The 14096-nt window shown below is 55.6% G+C and carries 13 protein-coding genes; 2 read left to right on the top strand and 11 right to left on the bottom strand.

Features of this window, described 5'->3' with window-relative positions:
* Positions 1–63: 63 nt before the first annotated feature.
* The 4 genes from AC07U6_RS17600 to kdoO all read right to left on the bottom strand — a co-directional run bounded on the left by AC07U6_RS17600 (position 64) and on the right by kdoO (position 4016).
* A complete protein-coding gene (locus AC07U6_RS17600; RefSeq protein ID WP_494764509.1) occupies positions 64–849 on the bottom strand; it encodes a siderophore-interacting protein in 786 nt (261 codons plus the stop codon).
* Between the two features lie 96 nt (positions 850–945).
* Positions 946–1389: a GlcG/HbpS family heme-binding protein gene (locus AC07U6_RS17595; RefSeq protein ID WP_494763059.1), complete on the bottom strand. Its 444-nt coding sequence runs from the start codon at positions 1387–1389 to the stop codon at positions 946–948.
* A 171-nt stretch (positions 1390–1560) separates the two neighbouring features.
* Positions 1561–2991, bottom strand: a complete 1431-nt coding sequence (locus tag AC07U6_RS17590; protein WP_494763060.1) for an EmmdR/YeeO family multidrug/toxin efflux MATE transporter — start codon at positions 2989–2991, stop codon at positions 1561–1563.
* A 128-nt stretch (positions 2992–3119) separates the two neighbouring features.
* Complete coding sequence (gene kdoO / locus AC07U6_RS17585) at positions 3120–4016, bottom strand: Kdo hydroxylase KdoO (RefSeq protein WP_494763061.1); 897 nt, start codon at positions 4014–4016, stop codon at positions 3120–3122.
* A gap of 204 nt (positions 4017–4220) precedes the next feature.
* Between kdoO and AC07U6_RS17580 the strand changes: the two genes are divergently transcribed.
* Positions 4221–5297 carry a LacI family DNA-binding transcriptional regulator gene (locus AC07U6_RS17580; protein ID WP_494763062.1) on the top strand — a complete coding sequence of 359 codons (1077 nt, stop codon included), beginning with the start codon at positions 4221–4223 and terminating at the stop codon, positions 5295–5297.
* Between the two features lie 98 nt (positions 5298–5395).
* Here the strand turns inward: AC07U6_RS17580 and tmaR are convergent, their stop codons facing one another.
* The 6 genes from tmaR to AC07U6_RS17550 form a co-directional block, all read right to left on the bottom strand.
* Positions 5396–5710: a PTS system regulator TmaR gene (tmaR, locus tag AC07U6_RS17575; RefSeq protein WP_105591443.1), complete on the bottom strand. Its 315-nt coding sequence runs from the start codon at positions 5708–5710 to the stop codon at positions 5396–5398.
* A 159-nt stretch (positions 5711–5869) separates the two neighbouring features.
* On the bottom strand, positions 5870–6928 hold the full coding sequence (locus AC07U6_RS17570) for an FUSC family protein (protein ID WP_494763063.1): 1059 nt from the start codon (positions 6926–6928) through the stop codon (positions 5870–5872).
* A 212-nt stretch (positions 6929–7140) separates the two neighbouring features.
* On the bottom strand, positions 7141–7611 hold the full coding sequence (locus AC07U6_RS17565) for a GyrI-like domain-containing protein (RefSeq protein WP_494764510.1): 471 nt from the start codon (positions 7609–7611) through the stop codon (positions 7141–7143).
* 98 nt (positions 7612–7709) lie between these two features.
* Positions 7710–8609, bottom strand: coding sequence for a LysR family transcriptional regulator (locus tag AC07U6_RS17560; RefSeq protein ID WP_494763064.1), 900 nt, complete (start codon positions 8607–8609; stop codon positions 7710–7712).
* A gap of 162 nt (positions 8610–8771) precedes the next feature.
* Positions 8772–9953, bottom strand: a complete 1182-nt coding sequence (dacD, locus tag AC07U6_RS17555; protein WP_494763065.1) for a serine-type D-Ala-D-Ala carboxypeptidase DacD — start codon at positions 9951–9953, stop codon at positions 8772–8774.
* Between the two features lie 109 nt (positions 9954–10062).
* Positions 10063–10908, bottom strand: coding sequence for a D-alanyl-D-alanine carboxypeptidase family protein (locus AC07U6_RS17550; protein ID WP_494763066.1), 846 nt, complete (start codon positions 10906–10908; stop codon positions 10063–10065).
* A gap of 249 nt (positions 10909–11157) precedes the next feature.
* Here AC07U6_RS17550 and sbcB point away from each other — a divergent pair, with 249 nt between their 5' ends.
* Positions 11158–12585 (top strand): exodeoxyribonuclease I, encoded by a 1428-nt coding sequence (sbcB, locus tag AC07U6_RS17545; RefSeq protein WP_494763067.1) that lies wholly within the window; start codon positions 11158–11160, stop codon positions 12583–12585.
* Positions 12586–12662: 77 nt separating this feature from the next.
* Here the strand turns inward: sbcB and AC07U6_RS17540 are convergent, their stop codons facing one another.
* Positions 12663–14030: an APC family permease gene (locus AC07U6_RS17540; protein WP_494763068.1), complete on the bottom strand. Its 1368-nt coding sequence runs from the start codon at positions 14028–14030 to the stop codon at positions 12663–12665.
* Positions 14031–14096 lie beyond the last annotated feature (66 nt).

The raw sequence follows: 14096 nt of genomic DNA, 5'->3' as shown, positions 1-14096 counted from the left end.
AATAAGGGGGATGATAGTAGACCGCCACCCGGCGAAACACAACCGGCGTGGCCGCCTGTCAGGTTACTTCTGGTGCCAGTAGGCCACAGCACGCACAAAGTTATCGTCGCAGCCGCGCTGAAGGACAAAGTAGTCATTAAGCTGCTTTACCGCTTTGCCTTCACCGGTCAGCCAGATAAAGTAGTCATCGTTTGGCAACTGAATGCTGTCCAGTTCGCTAATCAGCGCCTGCAGACGTTCGCCGTGCATTTTTCCGCTGCCCAGCCAGCTGGCATCGATGCCGTTCAGGCCGTCCAGATAGAGGCTACCGCTGGCTTCATCAGCAAAGGTGAACAGTTTACCCACCCCGCCCTGAACGGTTTCTTTACGGCGCTTGAACGCCGGCAGACCACTTTCGTCACAGACGTAAAGCTGGAAGGCATAATCTTCCGGCACGATCATCGAGGCTCGCGGGCCGCCAATTGCCAGCGGGTCGCCGACCTGAGCCTGTGCCGCCCAGCCGCTGGCGACGCCGCCATCGTGAATGTAAAAGTCCAGAGTCAGCGTGTTTTTCACGCCGTCAAACCACAGCGGCGTATAGTCGCGGGAAACCGGGCGGGTGCCCTCTTTCCACACCACGCCGTCGGAAGTCACTTCCGGCAGATGCAGCTCACCGGTGGCGGCATCCGGGAAGAACACTTTGATATGGTCATCAAAGCCCGGCGAAACGAACCCGGCCAGTTCGTCACCGATAAAATCAATACGCCAGAAATTTTCGGCGACGAGCGTTTTTGCTGCCACCGTAATTTGACGGAAGCGCAGTTCGTTACGTACGCGCTTCGGCGTGCGGCTTTTATTCTCTGACAAGATAATTCTCCTTGGGCTACCGGATTAGATCCGGCAACGTAACACCGGCAGGCCACACACCCACCGGAAGCATTAGATAACGTGTAATCAGGGTGTGTGTCAGACACAAACCGCCAGCACGGCGGTTTCCGCCACCAGCGAATCATTGGCACCGTGTGCCCCGCTGATGCCAACGGCACCAATCACCATTCCGTTCAGCCAGATGGGTACCCCGCCCTCCAGCGGCGTGACGCCGGGCGTAGCCAGAAAGCTTGGGCGACCGCTGTTGATAAACTGCTCAAACTCCTGTGAGGGAGCCTGCAGCAGCGCGGCCGTCCGCGCCTTGCCGATAGCCACATCCGGGCTGATACCGATCGCGCTGTCGCTGCGCTCGAGTGCCACCAGCTGGCCGGCATGGTCAACCACCGCTACGCTGATACGCCAGCCGTTCTCCGCCGCTTTCTGCTGCGCGGCAGCGATAGCGTTGCGCGCGCCCTCCAGGGTGATGGTCAGCTGTGTTCGTGATGCTGTCTGTGCTGTTTCTGTTACCGATGTGACTGTCATAACGTTCTCCACACTTTTGGCAATGGCATAACTGGTAATGATTCTCATTAACGCATAAAAATATATCTATGATATATCTTTACTGCAAGCGGCAATCTGCTAAGACCCACGAAAAAAAGTAACAATCTGTGCGTTTGGGCGAAAGCGGTAGGGTTTGCCGGCGCCAAAACCTTACTTCGCGACCGGACGATACTTCCATAGCCAGCGACCGCTGTTTAAACGTCGCCAGAAACAGGCACCACGAATGATCCAGTCCAGCGCCATGCCCAGCCAGATCCCCGCCACGCCCATACCGAGTACAATGCCGAGCAAATACCCGGCAACGATGCGCCCACCCCACATGCTGAGTAGCGATACCCACATGGTGTAACGCGCATCGCGTGCACCTTTCAGCCCGGCAGGCAGCACCCAGGAGGCGGCCCAGAACGGCATAAAGGCGGCGTTAAGCCATACCAGCATTTTCACCACGTGGATCACCTGCGGGTCCTGGGTGTAAAACGCCGCCAGCACGCCGGCAAACGGCACCGTCAGCAGTGCCAGCGTACACAGGCCAATATTCGACAGCCAGAAGATGTAGCGCAGCAGTCGCTCCGGCTGGCCCAGCTGCCCGCGCCCAAGCCGGGTACCGACAATAATCGTCGAGGCGGAACCCAGCGCGTTTCCCGGCAGGTTAATCAACGATACGATGGAGAAGGCGATAAAGTTTCCGGCAATCACATCCGTCCCCATGCCGGCAACGAAGATCTGCGTCAGCAGCTTGCCACCGTTGAACAACACCGACTCGATGCTGGCGGGAACGCCGATGCCCAGCACTTCACGCAGGATATTGATATTCAGCCGGGCGAAGTAGCTTTTCAGTGATATTTTCAGCGCCGGGACAAAGCCAATGACCAGCACATAGATCACCACCGCCGCACCAATATAGCGGGATATAGTCAGCCCCAGCCCGGCACCGATAAACCCCAGTCCGTGCCAGGAGAAACAGCCGTAAATCAACACGCTGCTGATAGCAATATTGAGGATGTTCATCCCGCCGTTAATCAGCATCGGAATTTTGGTATTGCCCGCTCCGCGCAGCGCGCCGCAACCAATCAGCGCAATGGCTGCCGCCGGATAGCTCCACGCCGTGGTTTGCAGATAGGAGAGCGCCAGCGCTTTAACTTCCGGCTCCGCTTTACCGGCAATCAGATCGATAATCTGCGGCCCGATAAATTCGATGGCAATCGCCAGTAGCACCGCAAAAACCGTCATGATGACCAGCGACTGGCGGGCGGCCGCCACGGCTCTTTCGCGATTCAGCTTGCCGAGACTGAACGCCACCACCACCGTGGTGCCGAGATCGATGGCGGCGAAAAAGGAGATAACCACGATATTAAAGCTGTCCGCAAGGCCCACGCCGGCCATCGCTTCACTGCCCAGCCAGCTGACCAGGAAGGTACTGAGCACCCCCATCAGCAGGACGCAGAGGTTTTCAAAAAAAATCGGTACGGCCAGCGGTGTCACTTCACGCCAGAACAACACCCGCCAGGAGCGTCTTTTGGGATACCACGGGGTACGTTGAATAGCCTGCTGCAGAGAAACTCTGAGGTTTTGCAAGGTCATTCCAGCTTTTTATCAGGGAGAGAAGGGACTTATTTATGATGGTTAAAGCACGAGCGTTATGCAAAGTCTTTTTATGTTTCAAAGTACTTTGCTGCGGCGGTGCAGGCCTGCGTCTGCACCGTGAAGGTTTAGATCAGCGTTCGCTGCGTGAGTTTTTGCAAAATTTTAAGCGGGGCATTGTCGGGACTCTTCATCGCCGCCACCGGCAGCAGGAAGGTTTGTTCCAGCATAAACTGCCCGCTCATCGCCGCATGGGGGGTTTGATCGGCAAAACAAATCCAGCTGCTGCCCGCAGGCAGTTCCAGCGTGACCTGCGGTCCCTGCTGCTGGTAGTTCTCGTCACCTTTCATGGTGTCGTGCAGTTGCAGCATCAGATGATCATAATGGCTGCGGTAACTTTTGGTGATGCCAAGGCGGTCTTGCAACCAGCTGCTGAACGGTGAAAAGCGCTTCAGACGTGGCATAAAGCGTTTAGCCAGCACGGGGAAAGGTTCACCTACGCGCCAGCAGCGGCTTTCACCGTGCGGATTAATATTGGTGAAGATACGCAGAATACGCTCGCCGTGGTTGGGGCGCGAAGGAAAAGCATCGACATGCAGGCGGGTGTCATCTTTTCGCCATGAGGTGGAGTCACGCCAGACGGTGATTGGATGCAGGCGCAGCGAGTTAACCGGCGAATGCAGCGCTGATTTATATTCCGGCAGCAGGCTGCTGACCAGCTGGCAGGCATAATCATGATGACGCTGCAGCAGCGCCTGCACCAGCGCTTTTTTCTCCGCCTGCGCTACGCCGTTCAGTTTGCCGTTCTGGGCATTAAAACTGATGTTTTTGCGTTTGGGATCGACCAGATCCGGGGTTAACAGCGTCAGTTCTTCCGCGCTGAGAGGGAAAGCCAGCGAGGGCAGGAATAACACTTTCCCCTGTTCCAGTGCATCAACGGCGCGAGCGTCATCGACGGTTTCATTCCACTGGCGCATCGCTAGCGAGCGGATCACCATATCGTGTGAGAGTGGGCGTTCAGACATTTGATATCCTTATTTCCTTAGCACAAACCTGCTTCCAGTTCGCCGCCGTTGTCTAAATGGGGTGTAATAACGTTGAAAATTACGAGATAAATATTGAGCTTCTGACGGCTGATTATATGGCGCAGAGCCAGAATTAATTAAACCGGAGGTCAACAGAGCCACGGTGTTTACTGTTACACTGCGCCATCTTTAAAGGAGCTAATCATGAAATCCCGTTCCGTAACGCTGGATGATGTTGCTCAGGCAGCCGGCGTCTCCTATCAGACCGTTTCCCGGGTACTGAATCATTCCAGCCGGGTAGCCGAATCGACCCGCAGCCGTGTTGAAGCTGCGATGCTTGCACTTAACTATGTGCCGAATCGCGTTGCCCAGCAGCTGGCCGGAAAGAACACCCGTACTCTGGGGCTGGCCACCAGCGATCTGGCCCTGCTGGCGCCGGCGCAGATCGCCTCGGCGATGCAGCAGCGCACCAGCCAGCTGGGATGGCATCTGGTGATCGCAATGGCGGGTGTGGACGGTGCGCAGGCGGCGGTCAGCGATCTGCTGGCGCAGCGGGTGGATGCGTTGCTGATTAATCTGCCGCTGGAAACCGAGGCAGCGCAGCAGATTGAAACAATGGCCGGTTCCCTGCCCTGCCTGTTCCTTGACGTGGCGGAAGAAGCGCCGGTGTCCAGCTGCGGCTTTAGCGCGCGATCCGGAGCACGTCAGGGCGCAGAGCATCTGTTGGCGCTGGGACACCGTCGCATTGTTTTGCTTAACGGCCCATCCTCATCGGTTGCCGCACGCGCACGGGCAGACGCCTGGCGGCAGGTCCTGCAACAGCACCAGCTGGTTGCGCAGGCCGAACTGTTTGGAGACTGGAGCGCCAGCTCGGGCTTCCAGGCGGTGATGCAGCTGGCCGACCGCGATTTACCTTCGGCACTGCTGGTGGCCAACGATCAGATGGCGCTGGGTGCGATGCAGGCGCTACATCAGCGCGGCATTGTGGTGCCTACCGAGGTTTCGGTAGTGGGCTACGATGATACCGCCGACAGCGCCTGGTATCAGCCACCGCTGACTACGGTTCGCCAGGACATGCGTCTGCTGGGAGAGCGTAGTGTCGATTGGTTAATCAGTCGCGTGGAACAGCCTCAAAACCCCAGGGCGGGCGAAATCTTTACCACGGAGCTGGTGGTGCGCAACAGTACGGCACCGGTGTTCAACGGTAAAAACGGGAGCGCTAAAGTCGCAGCAGAACTGCGCCGCCTGGCGCGCGTTCTGGCACAGGATCCGGAGCAGTAGCCCCTTCCCTCAGGTAAAAAAAAAGCCACTATATGCATAGTGGCCTCTGAAACAGTATCGGTGAAACCCAGGAACGATTCTACCTTTCATGCCGAACGTTACTTCGGCTCGCCCATCGCTTTCAGTTTTTTCGACAGGTCGCGACGTTCTTTCGACAGGTCAGCATTCTTGATGATGTAGTCATCAACGCGATCTTCATAGTCACTGCGCATGCTGGCGATGATTTCCTGGATGGCTTCCACGCTCATGCCCGGCTTAATATACTCGGACAGGTTATCAAGCAGCAGCACGCGTTTCTGGTTGTCGCGGATTTTCTTTTCGTTATCGACGATTTCACGCTGCAGTTTGTTTTTGCGACGGAACATACGCACGAACTCCAGTACGTCCTGAAATGATTGCTTTGCATTTTCCATGAAGACACCTTTCTTTTGGGCCTGTTGCACAGGCATCACTGTCGTGGCTATCAGCTTAGCGGCACACCGCTGCCGATGGCAATGTTAAATCTGCTCAACCGAATAGCACTATCTTACCCTGGCGCTGAGCATCTCGCAGTAAGTAGTTGCTGAATCGTTTTATTTTCGCAGCGCGAGGCGCAAAAGATCGGACAATCTTTCCAGCTGGCGAGCCATTTCAAGGCTCAGCCAGACATAACCGTGGATTGGCGTTTCCACCTGTTCATCACCGCCGGCTTCGGCGATCAGCTGGCGCAGTTCGCGACTGATTGACGCCATTTCTTCACTGTTGGCCGCCATTTGTTCAGTGTTGCCGTCAACGATGGCTTTCGACAGGGTGCGCAGCATATCTTCCGTCATCTGCTGCGTGCGCCGCAGGGTTGGCGCATTGAGCAGGATAAGATGGCTCTGCCGCGAGGCCCACCCGGCGTTTAACTGTAATTCCAGCGTGCAAACGATATTGCGGTTAAGTGTCTGGATGGCCTCAAATACCGAGCGGGGCGTGTGTGTTTCCTTGCTGGCGGGTTCGATCAGCGAGCGCATTTTCACTATCTTGCCCAATAGCCTCTGTAGCGGGCGCGTCAGGCGCGGCTGTTCGACCAGATTTGGCGAGAAACCAGCATGATAGATTTTTGCCGTCTCCAGCAGGGAGTCGGACAGCTGGATGCGCCAGTGGGTATAGGCTTTCTGCGGCCAGATGCTGGTGAACAGTAGCGCCAGCAGTGAGCCCAGAATAACATCCCCCCCGCGCCACAACGCAGAATGAATATCCCCGGGCGTACCGCCGCAGATCACCGCGAGGGTAATGCCGATCAGCAGCGCCATATAGGGATACTTACCGAGCGTGAGGAAGCCGCAGATAAACATCACGATGGCACACCACACCAGCATCACCGGCAGGCTAAACAGTTCAAGCTTCAACGCTATCAATCCGGATATTGATCCGAAGATCGTGCCGCCTATACGCTGTACCGCACGGGGAAACACATTGCCCCAGGATGAGATGGGCCCCATCACCACAACCAGGGTGATCAGCGGCCAGCTGCCTTCCGGAATATCCAGCAGACGCACCAGCAGAAAGGTGAGCACAAAAGCCACGGCAATGCGGATGCCGTGAACAATTCGGTAGTTGCGATAAACGCTAAAATGCAGGGCCGAAAGCGGCGTGTCGGGTCGCAAAACAGGCTCCGAAAAAGATCAGAAATTGCGGCTAATAATACCTGAAGCGCAGAAGATAGACAGGCGGACATGGCTGATTTTGGACAGTTTTTCAGGCCATTTCCGCGCGGTAAGCAGCATTAACCACTGTGATTACCGCACGGTAGCAAAACTTTAACGCACTGGTTTTGTTAAGTGAAATTTAATTACAAAACTCCAATAAAACATTCACATTATACCGGGCGCTTTTCAATCGGCACGCAAATCAGGAATTCCCAGATGCCGGTTTCTGAACCATCATTCAGATATCGATCGTAACATGGACCTTCCGCCTGCTGATAACCGCTGCCCGGTAGCCAGTCATCAAAAAACTTACGCCACGGTTTGATAAAATCACCATCCCTGACCTGCACATGTGATACGGCATAACACGCGGCCGGGATAGGTCGCAGCTGCACCCCCTCACTGTCGAGCGGTAAAATAAACTCTGCGGACACGCTGATACCGGTATCGACTTTAAGCTGATCCACCGACATCTGCTGGGGATTGCCATGGTAAACCGCCAGCCACTCGCCCTTCAGTCGATTACGGTTTACCCACTCGCTCAATCGGGAAAAACCCTGCGGAACGGTCATTTCCCACGCACCTTCAAGCCGATATCCCGCCACCTGACTGGCCGGTAACTCCTGAATTTCAACTCTCATCACCTTTCATTCCTTTTCGCGTTGTGGTGTTACGATGTCCGGCGCGGCGGAACATGACCTCTGCGCCAGTCTGGACCAGAGACCTCACATGTCACGGGTTAAAAATCATTCCAGTGCTGCGCCAGTCGCAGCCTGAGTTTCTCAACGAACAGCCTGACTCGCGGCGGCTGGTGAAGCCCGCTCAGCCAGATGGCGTGCAGCGGTGCCGCAGGCAGTGGGTAATTACCTAGAACCGTTAGCAAACGTCCGTCACGCAGATCCCCCGCGACGTCCCAGATTGATTTCATCGCGATCCCCGCGTCGTTCAGCGCCAGTGCGTGCGCGGCTTCCCCGGTGTTGACCTGCAGCCGCGAGTTTATCGGCACGCTGCGCTGCTCTTCATCGCTGCCAAAACGCCACTCGGTCATCGGTGCATCTCCGGTGACGATGCAACAGTGGGCGCTCAACTCTTCCAGCGTTTGCGGCAGGCCATGCCTTGCCGCATAACCCGGCGAGGCACACAGCACCCGCCGATTGCCAACCAGCTCCCGCGCCACCAGCCGGGAATCCGCCAGCGCACCATAGCGGATTGCCAGGTCATAGCCGCTGGCTGCCAGATCGATAACCCGGTCGCTAAGATGCAGCTGGAGTTTAACTCCGGAGTGCTCAATCATAAATTCATTAAGGATCGGCGCGAGCCAGCGCTGCCCCATACTGTGTGGTGCGGTGATCCGCAGGGTCCCGCTGGCACGACCCAGACGGTTTGCCAGCGCGCTGTCAATCGCCTCCAGCTCTTGCTGCAACCGCGCTGCATGTTCAGCAAAAACTAACCCTTCATCGGTCAGCGAAACATGCCGCGTGGTACGGTGAAACAGCCTTACGCCAAGCTGCTGTTCCATTTGCGTCAGCCGTTTGCTGACGACGGCCAGCGAGATCCCGAGCTGGCGCCCGGCCGCCGATAATGTTCCGCCACTGGCTATTGCATTGAACAATGCCACATCACGCAGATCTTTTAACATCACCATTCTCAATTTTATGGAAACAATTCATTTCCATTCTTGCATACTGCGTTGATAAATACAGTTATCTGCCAGCTAAAACTCAGACAGATTGCAAATGGCGATATGAGGAGCAGCGGCTGCGTTTAGCGTTGTAAGCGGAGGGATCAGCGACGCCACTTTTTACAGCTTACGCTGGATGTAATCGCTGATGCGGGCAAAAATGCCGGCCTGTTCTACCGACTGGAGGGTTACCAGCGGATAGCTGGTCAGCAGCTTATCGCCTTTCACCAGCTGGATGGTGCCTACCTGTTCGTGCAGCTTCAGCGGCGCTTCCAGATTTTTATTCTCTACCACATAGCGCGCTTTGATTTTCTGAACTTCATCACGCGGCAGGGAGAGGTAAATATCTTTTTCGCTGCCCAAAGGAACGCTGCGTGGGATGCCGTACCACACTTTTTCATGGCCGATCTCTTTTCCAGCGTGGAACAGCTGCACAGTATCAAAGTTGCTCTGGCCCCAGCTCAGCAGCTTGCGAGCCTGCTCCTCACGCCCTTTCGGACTTTTCCCCCCCATGACCACGGCGATCAGACGGCGCTGACCATCAACGCTGGAGGCAATCAGGTTAAATCCTGCACTTTCGGTATGCCCGGTTTTCAGACCGTCCACGTGCAGAGTCTTGTCCCACAGCAGACCGTTACGGTTCTGCTGGGTAATGCCGTTCCATGTCAGCGATTTCTCACTGTACATCTGATAGAAGTCAGGCTCGCCGCTGATAATCGCCCGGGACAGGATGGCCAGATCGCGAGCGGTCGTGTACTGACCCGGAGCATCCAGCCCGTGAACGGTTTCGAAATGACTGTTAGCCATGCCTAATTTGCTCACGTACTGATTCATCAGATCGACAAAACTGGACTGGCTGCCTGCCACGTAGTCTGCGAGTGCCACGCAGGCATCATTGCCGGAGTCGATAATCACTCCCCGGCTGAGATCGCGCACGGTGACTTTATCACCTGGTTTGAGGAACATCAGCGAGGAGCCCTTAAATACCGGGTTTCCGGCAGCCCAGGCATCTTTACCGACGGTAACAATATCATCGCGGTTGATGCGCTTTTTATCGATGGCACGATCCACCACGTAGCCGGTCATCAGCTTGGTCAGGCTGGCCGGGTTGCGGCGTTCATCCGGATTACCGGCCGTCAGGATTTGCCCGGTGGTGGCATCCATCAGCACCCAGGAGGCAGCATCAATAACCGGAGGGGTAAGCGGGAACGCCAAAGCGTTCTCTGCGGGGAGATCTTCAGCACGGGCAACCGTACTCAGTAATAAAACCAGGCATACACTTCCAAGCTGACGCTTCTTCACCGCTAAATCCTCGAATAAACCAACAAAAACTGCGGATGTTGTACGAGATATCGCGTGGCAAAGTGTAATTAAATTGCAAGAAAATATGAATAATCAGCGAATTAGCGCACTAGCTGGCTTTCGACGTCTGGTACTGCACTTTCACCGCATCGATCATTGCCTTGCAGTCGGTAAAGCGATCCTCCGCCCGCTCGGCACCCAGCGTGACCACCAGCAGCAGCTGATTGTTCGGCATCGATACCACGCAGGCCAGGTTGTAGATTGGCGTCAGCGTACCGGTTTTGCCACCGATCACTTCCAGGTCAGAGAACAGCAGATCGTTCGTGTTTGAGATGGTTTCAATACGCGGGGTATCACCAAACACTTTTAGCCGGTAATTCTGCGTCTTCCAACTGCGCATAATCATTGGATAGCGCGTGGCGCGTGCCACCATTTTCAGGGCTCCAATCACGCTGGCATGATTGTTTCCCAGGCCGGAAGGCGTTGTAAACAGAGCCGATCCCATGCCGATAGAACGGCATTTTGCATTCATCTGGCGTACCCAGCGAACCACGGCCTGTCTGTCGGTGTAGTCGGTCACCCCTTCCGCGCTCAACAGCTTACCGCCCCAGATTCTGGCGATCATATTGGCGGTCACGTTGGAGGATGGCAGCATCAGATTATAGAAGGCATCCTTCACTGAGATGGATTCACTGACGTTGAGGTTAGCGCCAGAACCCAGCGCGGAATCGGCGTCGGTACGGGTCAGCAGCGTGGTTAAATCAGGTTTCAGGTCAGCCAGAACCATTGCGGTCAATATTTTAGTCATCGAGGCCATCTGTTGCAGATCGCGGTCACCCTGGGTGTACAGGGCTTTCGACCGCACCGGGCCGGGCCCTTCATTAATCAACAGGATGCCAGCGGCTTTCGAGCTGCTCAACGCAACAGGCGGAATGGCTAACAGATTTACAGGCAATTTATTCCCCGATTTCAGACAGTAACCCTGCTTCAGTGTAACGCTTAACCGTCCGTCAGGCGAGAGTTGGTAACACCGTTTAGCGCGCGACAGTCTGGGAATGCGTGGCCGTATTTTTTCTTCATGGACGAGCGGACGGCAATCGGCTGCATTCGTCACTTCAGAGCAGGGGGATAATGGTTTACCATATCTGAAACATCGTTCTGCATCGCTCAGGGCCATATGAACAAAAGTGGACGGATATAAACTTTGAAAAACGATCGCGCACAGCCTACCTTCCTCTTCCACGATTACGAGACCTTCGGTAAAAGTCCCTCGCTGGACCGACCAGCGCAGTTCGCCGGGATTCGTACCGATATGGATTTCAATATTATCGGTGAGCCGGAAGTGTTTTACTGCCAGCCTGCTGACGACTACCTGCCGCAGCCGGAAGCAGTGATGATTACCGGCATCACGCCGCAGATTGCGCGCGCGCGCGGCGTTACCGAGGTAGAGTTTACCCGCCGTATCCACCAGCTGTTCAGCGAACCCGGTACCTGCATCGTTGGCTATAACAACGTGCGCTTTGATGATGAAGTGAGCCGTAATCTGTTCTATCGTAATTTTTATGACCCTTATGCCTGGAGCTGGCAGAACGGCAACAGCCGCTGGGATTTGCTGGATGTGATGCGCGCCTGTTACGCCCTGCGCCCGGAAGGGATTGTCTGGCCGGAAAACGACGACGGTTTCCCCAGCTTCCGCCTTGAGCATCTGACCAAAGCTAACGGCGTGGAACATGCCAATGCGCACGATGCGATGTCGGATGTCTATGCCACGATTGCCATGGCAAAGCTGGTCAAAGAAAAGCAGCCAAGGCTGTACGACTTCCTGTTTACCCATCGCAATAAGCAAAAAATCACCGCGCTGGTGGATATCCCGCAGATGAAGCCGCTGGTGCATATTTCCGGTATGTTCGGCGCGGCGCGCGGCAATACCAGCTGGATCGCCCCGCTGGCCTGGCATCCCGACAACCGCAATGCGCTGATTACCTGCGACCTGGCCGGTGATATGTCGCCCCTGCTGACGCTGGATGCTGATCAGCTGCGTGAGCGGCTGTATACCCGACGCGATGAGCTGGGCGACGCCTCGCCGGTGCCGCTTAAGCTGGTACATATCAATAAATGTCCGGTGGTGGCTCCGGCCAATACTCTGCGCCCGGAAGATGCGGCACGGCTGGATATCGATCGCCAGCGCTGCCTGGATAACCTCGCACTGCTGCGTCAGCACCCGGAAGTGCGTGAAAAAGTAGTGACGCTGTTTGCAGAGGCGGAGCCGTTTACCCCGTCGGAGGATGTTGATGCCCAGCTGTATAACGGTTTCTTTAGCGATGCGGATCGCCAGGCGATGAATATTGTTCGCCAGACGGCAGCGGAAAATCTGCCGGCGCTGGATTTGACCTTTGCCGATGCCCGCATTGAGAAGCTGCTGTTCCGTTTCCGCGCGCGCAATTTCCCAGGCACGCTGGACGACGCAGCGCAGAAACGCTGGCTGCAGCATCGCCGCGAAGCGCTGAATCCGCAGCGCGTACAGGATTATGTGCAGGAACTGGAGATGCTGTATAACCAGTATGAGGGTGATGCAGGAAAACTGGCGCAGCTGAAAGCGCTGTTCGAATATGCCCGCGAGCTGACTTCCTGACGATTTTCGATGTTGGAGACGAAAAAAAGGGGCGGTTCATATGAACCGCCCCTTTTTGATGCAAAACTTAACCGCCGTTACATCAGATCTTCGCTACACTGCGGCACCGGATTACGGAAGCTGCGGGTGACGAAGGCCAGATAAATCAGGCCAATTGCGCCCCACACCAGGCCGAGAACCATTGAGCTCTCTTCCAGGTTAATCCACAGCGCGCCCACCGTCAGCGCACCCAGCATCGGCAGGATCAGGAAGTTGAAGTTGTCTTTCAGCGTTTTGTTACGCTTTTCACGAACCCAGAACTGCGAAATCACCGACAGGTTAACGAAGGTAAACGCCACCAGCGCACCGAAGTTAATCAGCGCGGTAGCCGTGACCAGGTCAAAGGTGATGGAGGTCAGCGCAATGGCACCAACCAGCAGCACGTTCAGCGCCGGAGTACGCCACTTCGGATGAATATAACCGAAGAAACGCTCCGGGAACACGCCATCACGGCCCATCACGTACATCAGACGCGATACGCCAGCGTGGGCCGCCATGCCTGAAGCCAGTACGGTCACACAGGAGAAAATCAGAATACCGAACTGGAAGGCCTTGCCCGCCACGTACAGCATGATTTCCGGCTGTGACGCATCCGGATCTTTAAAGCGAGAGATATCCGGGAAGTACAGCTGCAGGAAGTAAGAAACCACGATAAAGATCACGCCGCCAATTAATGCGGTCAGGAAGATCGCTTTCGGGATCACGCGCCCGGCGTCTTTGGTCTCTTCAGACAGTGAGCTGATGCCGTCAAAGCCGAGGAACGAGAAGCAGAGTATGGTCGCTCCCGTAATCATCGGAACAACATGGGCATTTTCAGACCAGAATGGCTTGCTGCTGACCAGCGTACCGGCACCTTCGCCGTGCGCTACACCCCAGACCACCATACCCATAATGACCACCATCACCGCCACCTGCAGCACAACGATCACGCTGTTGAAGTTAGCAACGGTTTTAATGCCTTTCAGGTTAGACAGGGTCATAAAGCCCACCAGCATAATCACGAAAATCCATGATGGAATGCCGGGAACCAGTGCTTCCCAGTAAATTTTGGCCAACAGAATGTTGATCATCGGCATAAACAGATAATCAAGCAGTGAAGACCAGCCGACCATAAAGCCGACGTGCGGGTTGATCGCTTTCTGTGCATAAGTGTAGGCCGAACCCGCAGACGGGAAACGACGAACCAGCTGGCCGTAGCTCAGCGCGGTAAACAGAATAGCAATCAGCGCAAATGCGTATGCAGTTGCTACGTGACCGTCAGTTAAGCCGGAAACAATGCCAAAGGTATCGAAGAGGGTCATTGGCTGCATGTAAGCCAGGCCTATCATCACTACAGGCATTAACGTCAGCGTTTTCTTCAGGTGAGCGCGAGGCTGTGCGCCAGGAGTAGCAGTATTAAGCGACATGATTCAGCCTCCCCATAGAGTCAACCTTTCTGGGTTGAACCACAGGGAAACTTCGCGTGCTGCGAT

Source organism: Erwinia sp. GW821-FHT03D09, assembly GCF_059420805.1.
The sequence above is the reverse complement of the archived record's forward strand: the minus strand, read 5'-3'. Positions and strand labels throughout refer to the sequence as shown.

Bases quoted from the DNA above. Each gene is read 5' to 3' on its own strand.
- kdoO (WP_494763061.1), bottom strand. From the start codon at position 4,016: ATGTCTGAACGCCCACTCTCACACGATATGGTGATCCGCTCGCTAGCG.
- AC07U6_RS17590 (WP_494763060.1), bottom strand. From the start codon at position 2,991: ATGACCTTGCAAAACCTCAGAGTTTCTCTGCAGCAGGCTATTCAACGT.
- tmaR (WP_105591443.1), bottom strand. From the start codon at position 5,710: ATGGAAAATGCAAAGCAATCATTTCAGGACGTACTGGAGTTCGTGCGT.
- AC07U6_RS17595 (WP_494763059.1), bottom strand. From the start codon at position 1,389: ATGACAGTCACATCGGTAACAGAAACAGCACAGACAGCATCACGAACA.
- AC07U6_RS17540 (WP_494763068.1), bottom strand. From the start codon at position 14,030: ATGTCGCTTAATACTGCTACTCCTGGCGCACAGCCTCGCGCTCACCTG.
- AC07U6_RS17580 (WP_494763062.1), top strand. From the start codon at position 4,221: ATGAAATCCCGTTCCGTAACGCTGGATGATGTTGCTCAGGCAGCCGGC.
- AC07U6_RS17560 (WP_494763064.1), bottom strand. From the start codon at position 8,609: ATGTTAAAAGATCTGCGTGATGTGGCATTGTTCAATGCAATAGCCAGT.
- AC07U6_RS17565 (WP_494764510.1), bottom strand. From the start codon at position 7,611: ATGAGAGTTGAAATTCAGGAGTTACCGGCCAGTCAGGTGGCGGGATAT.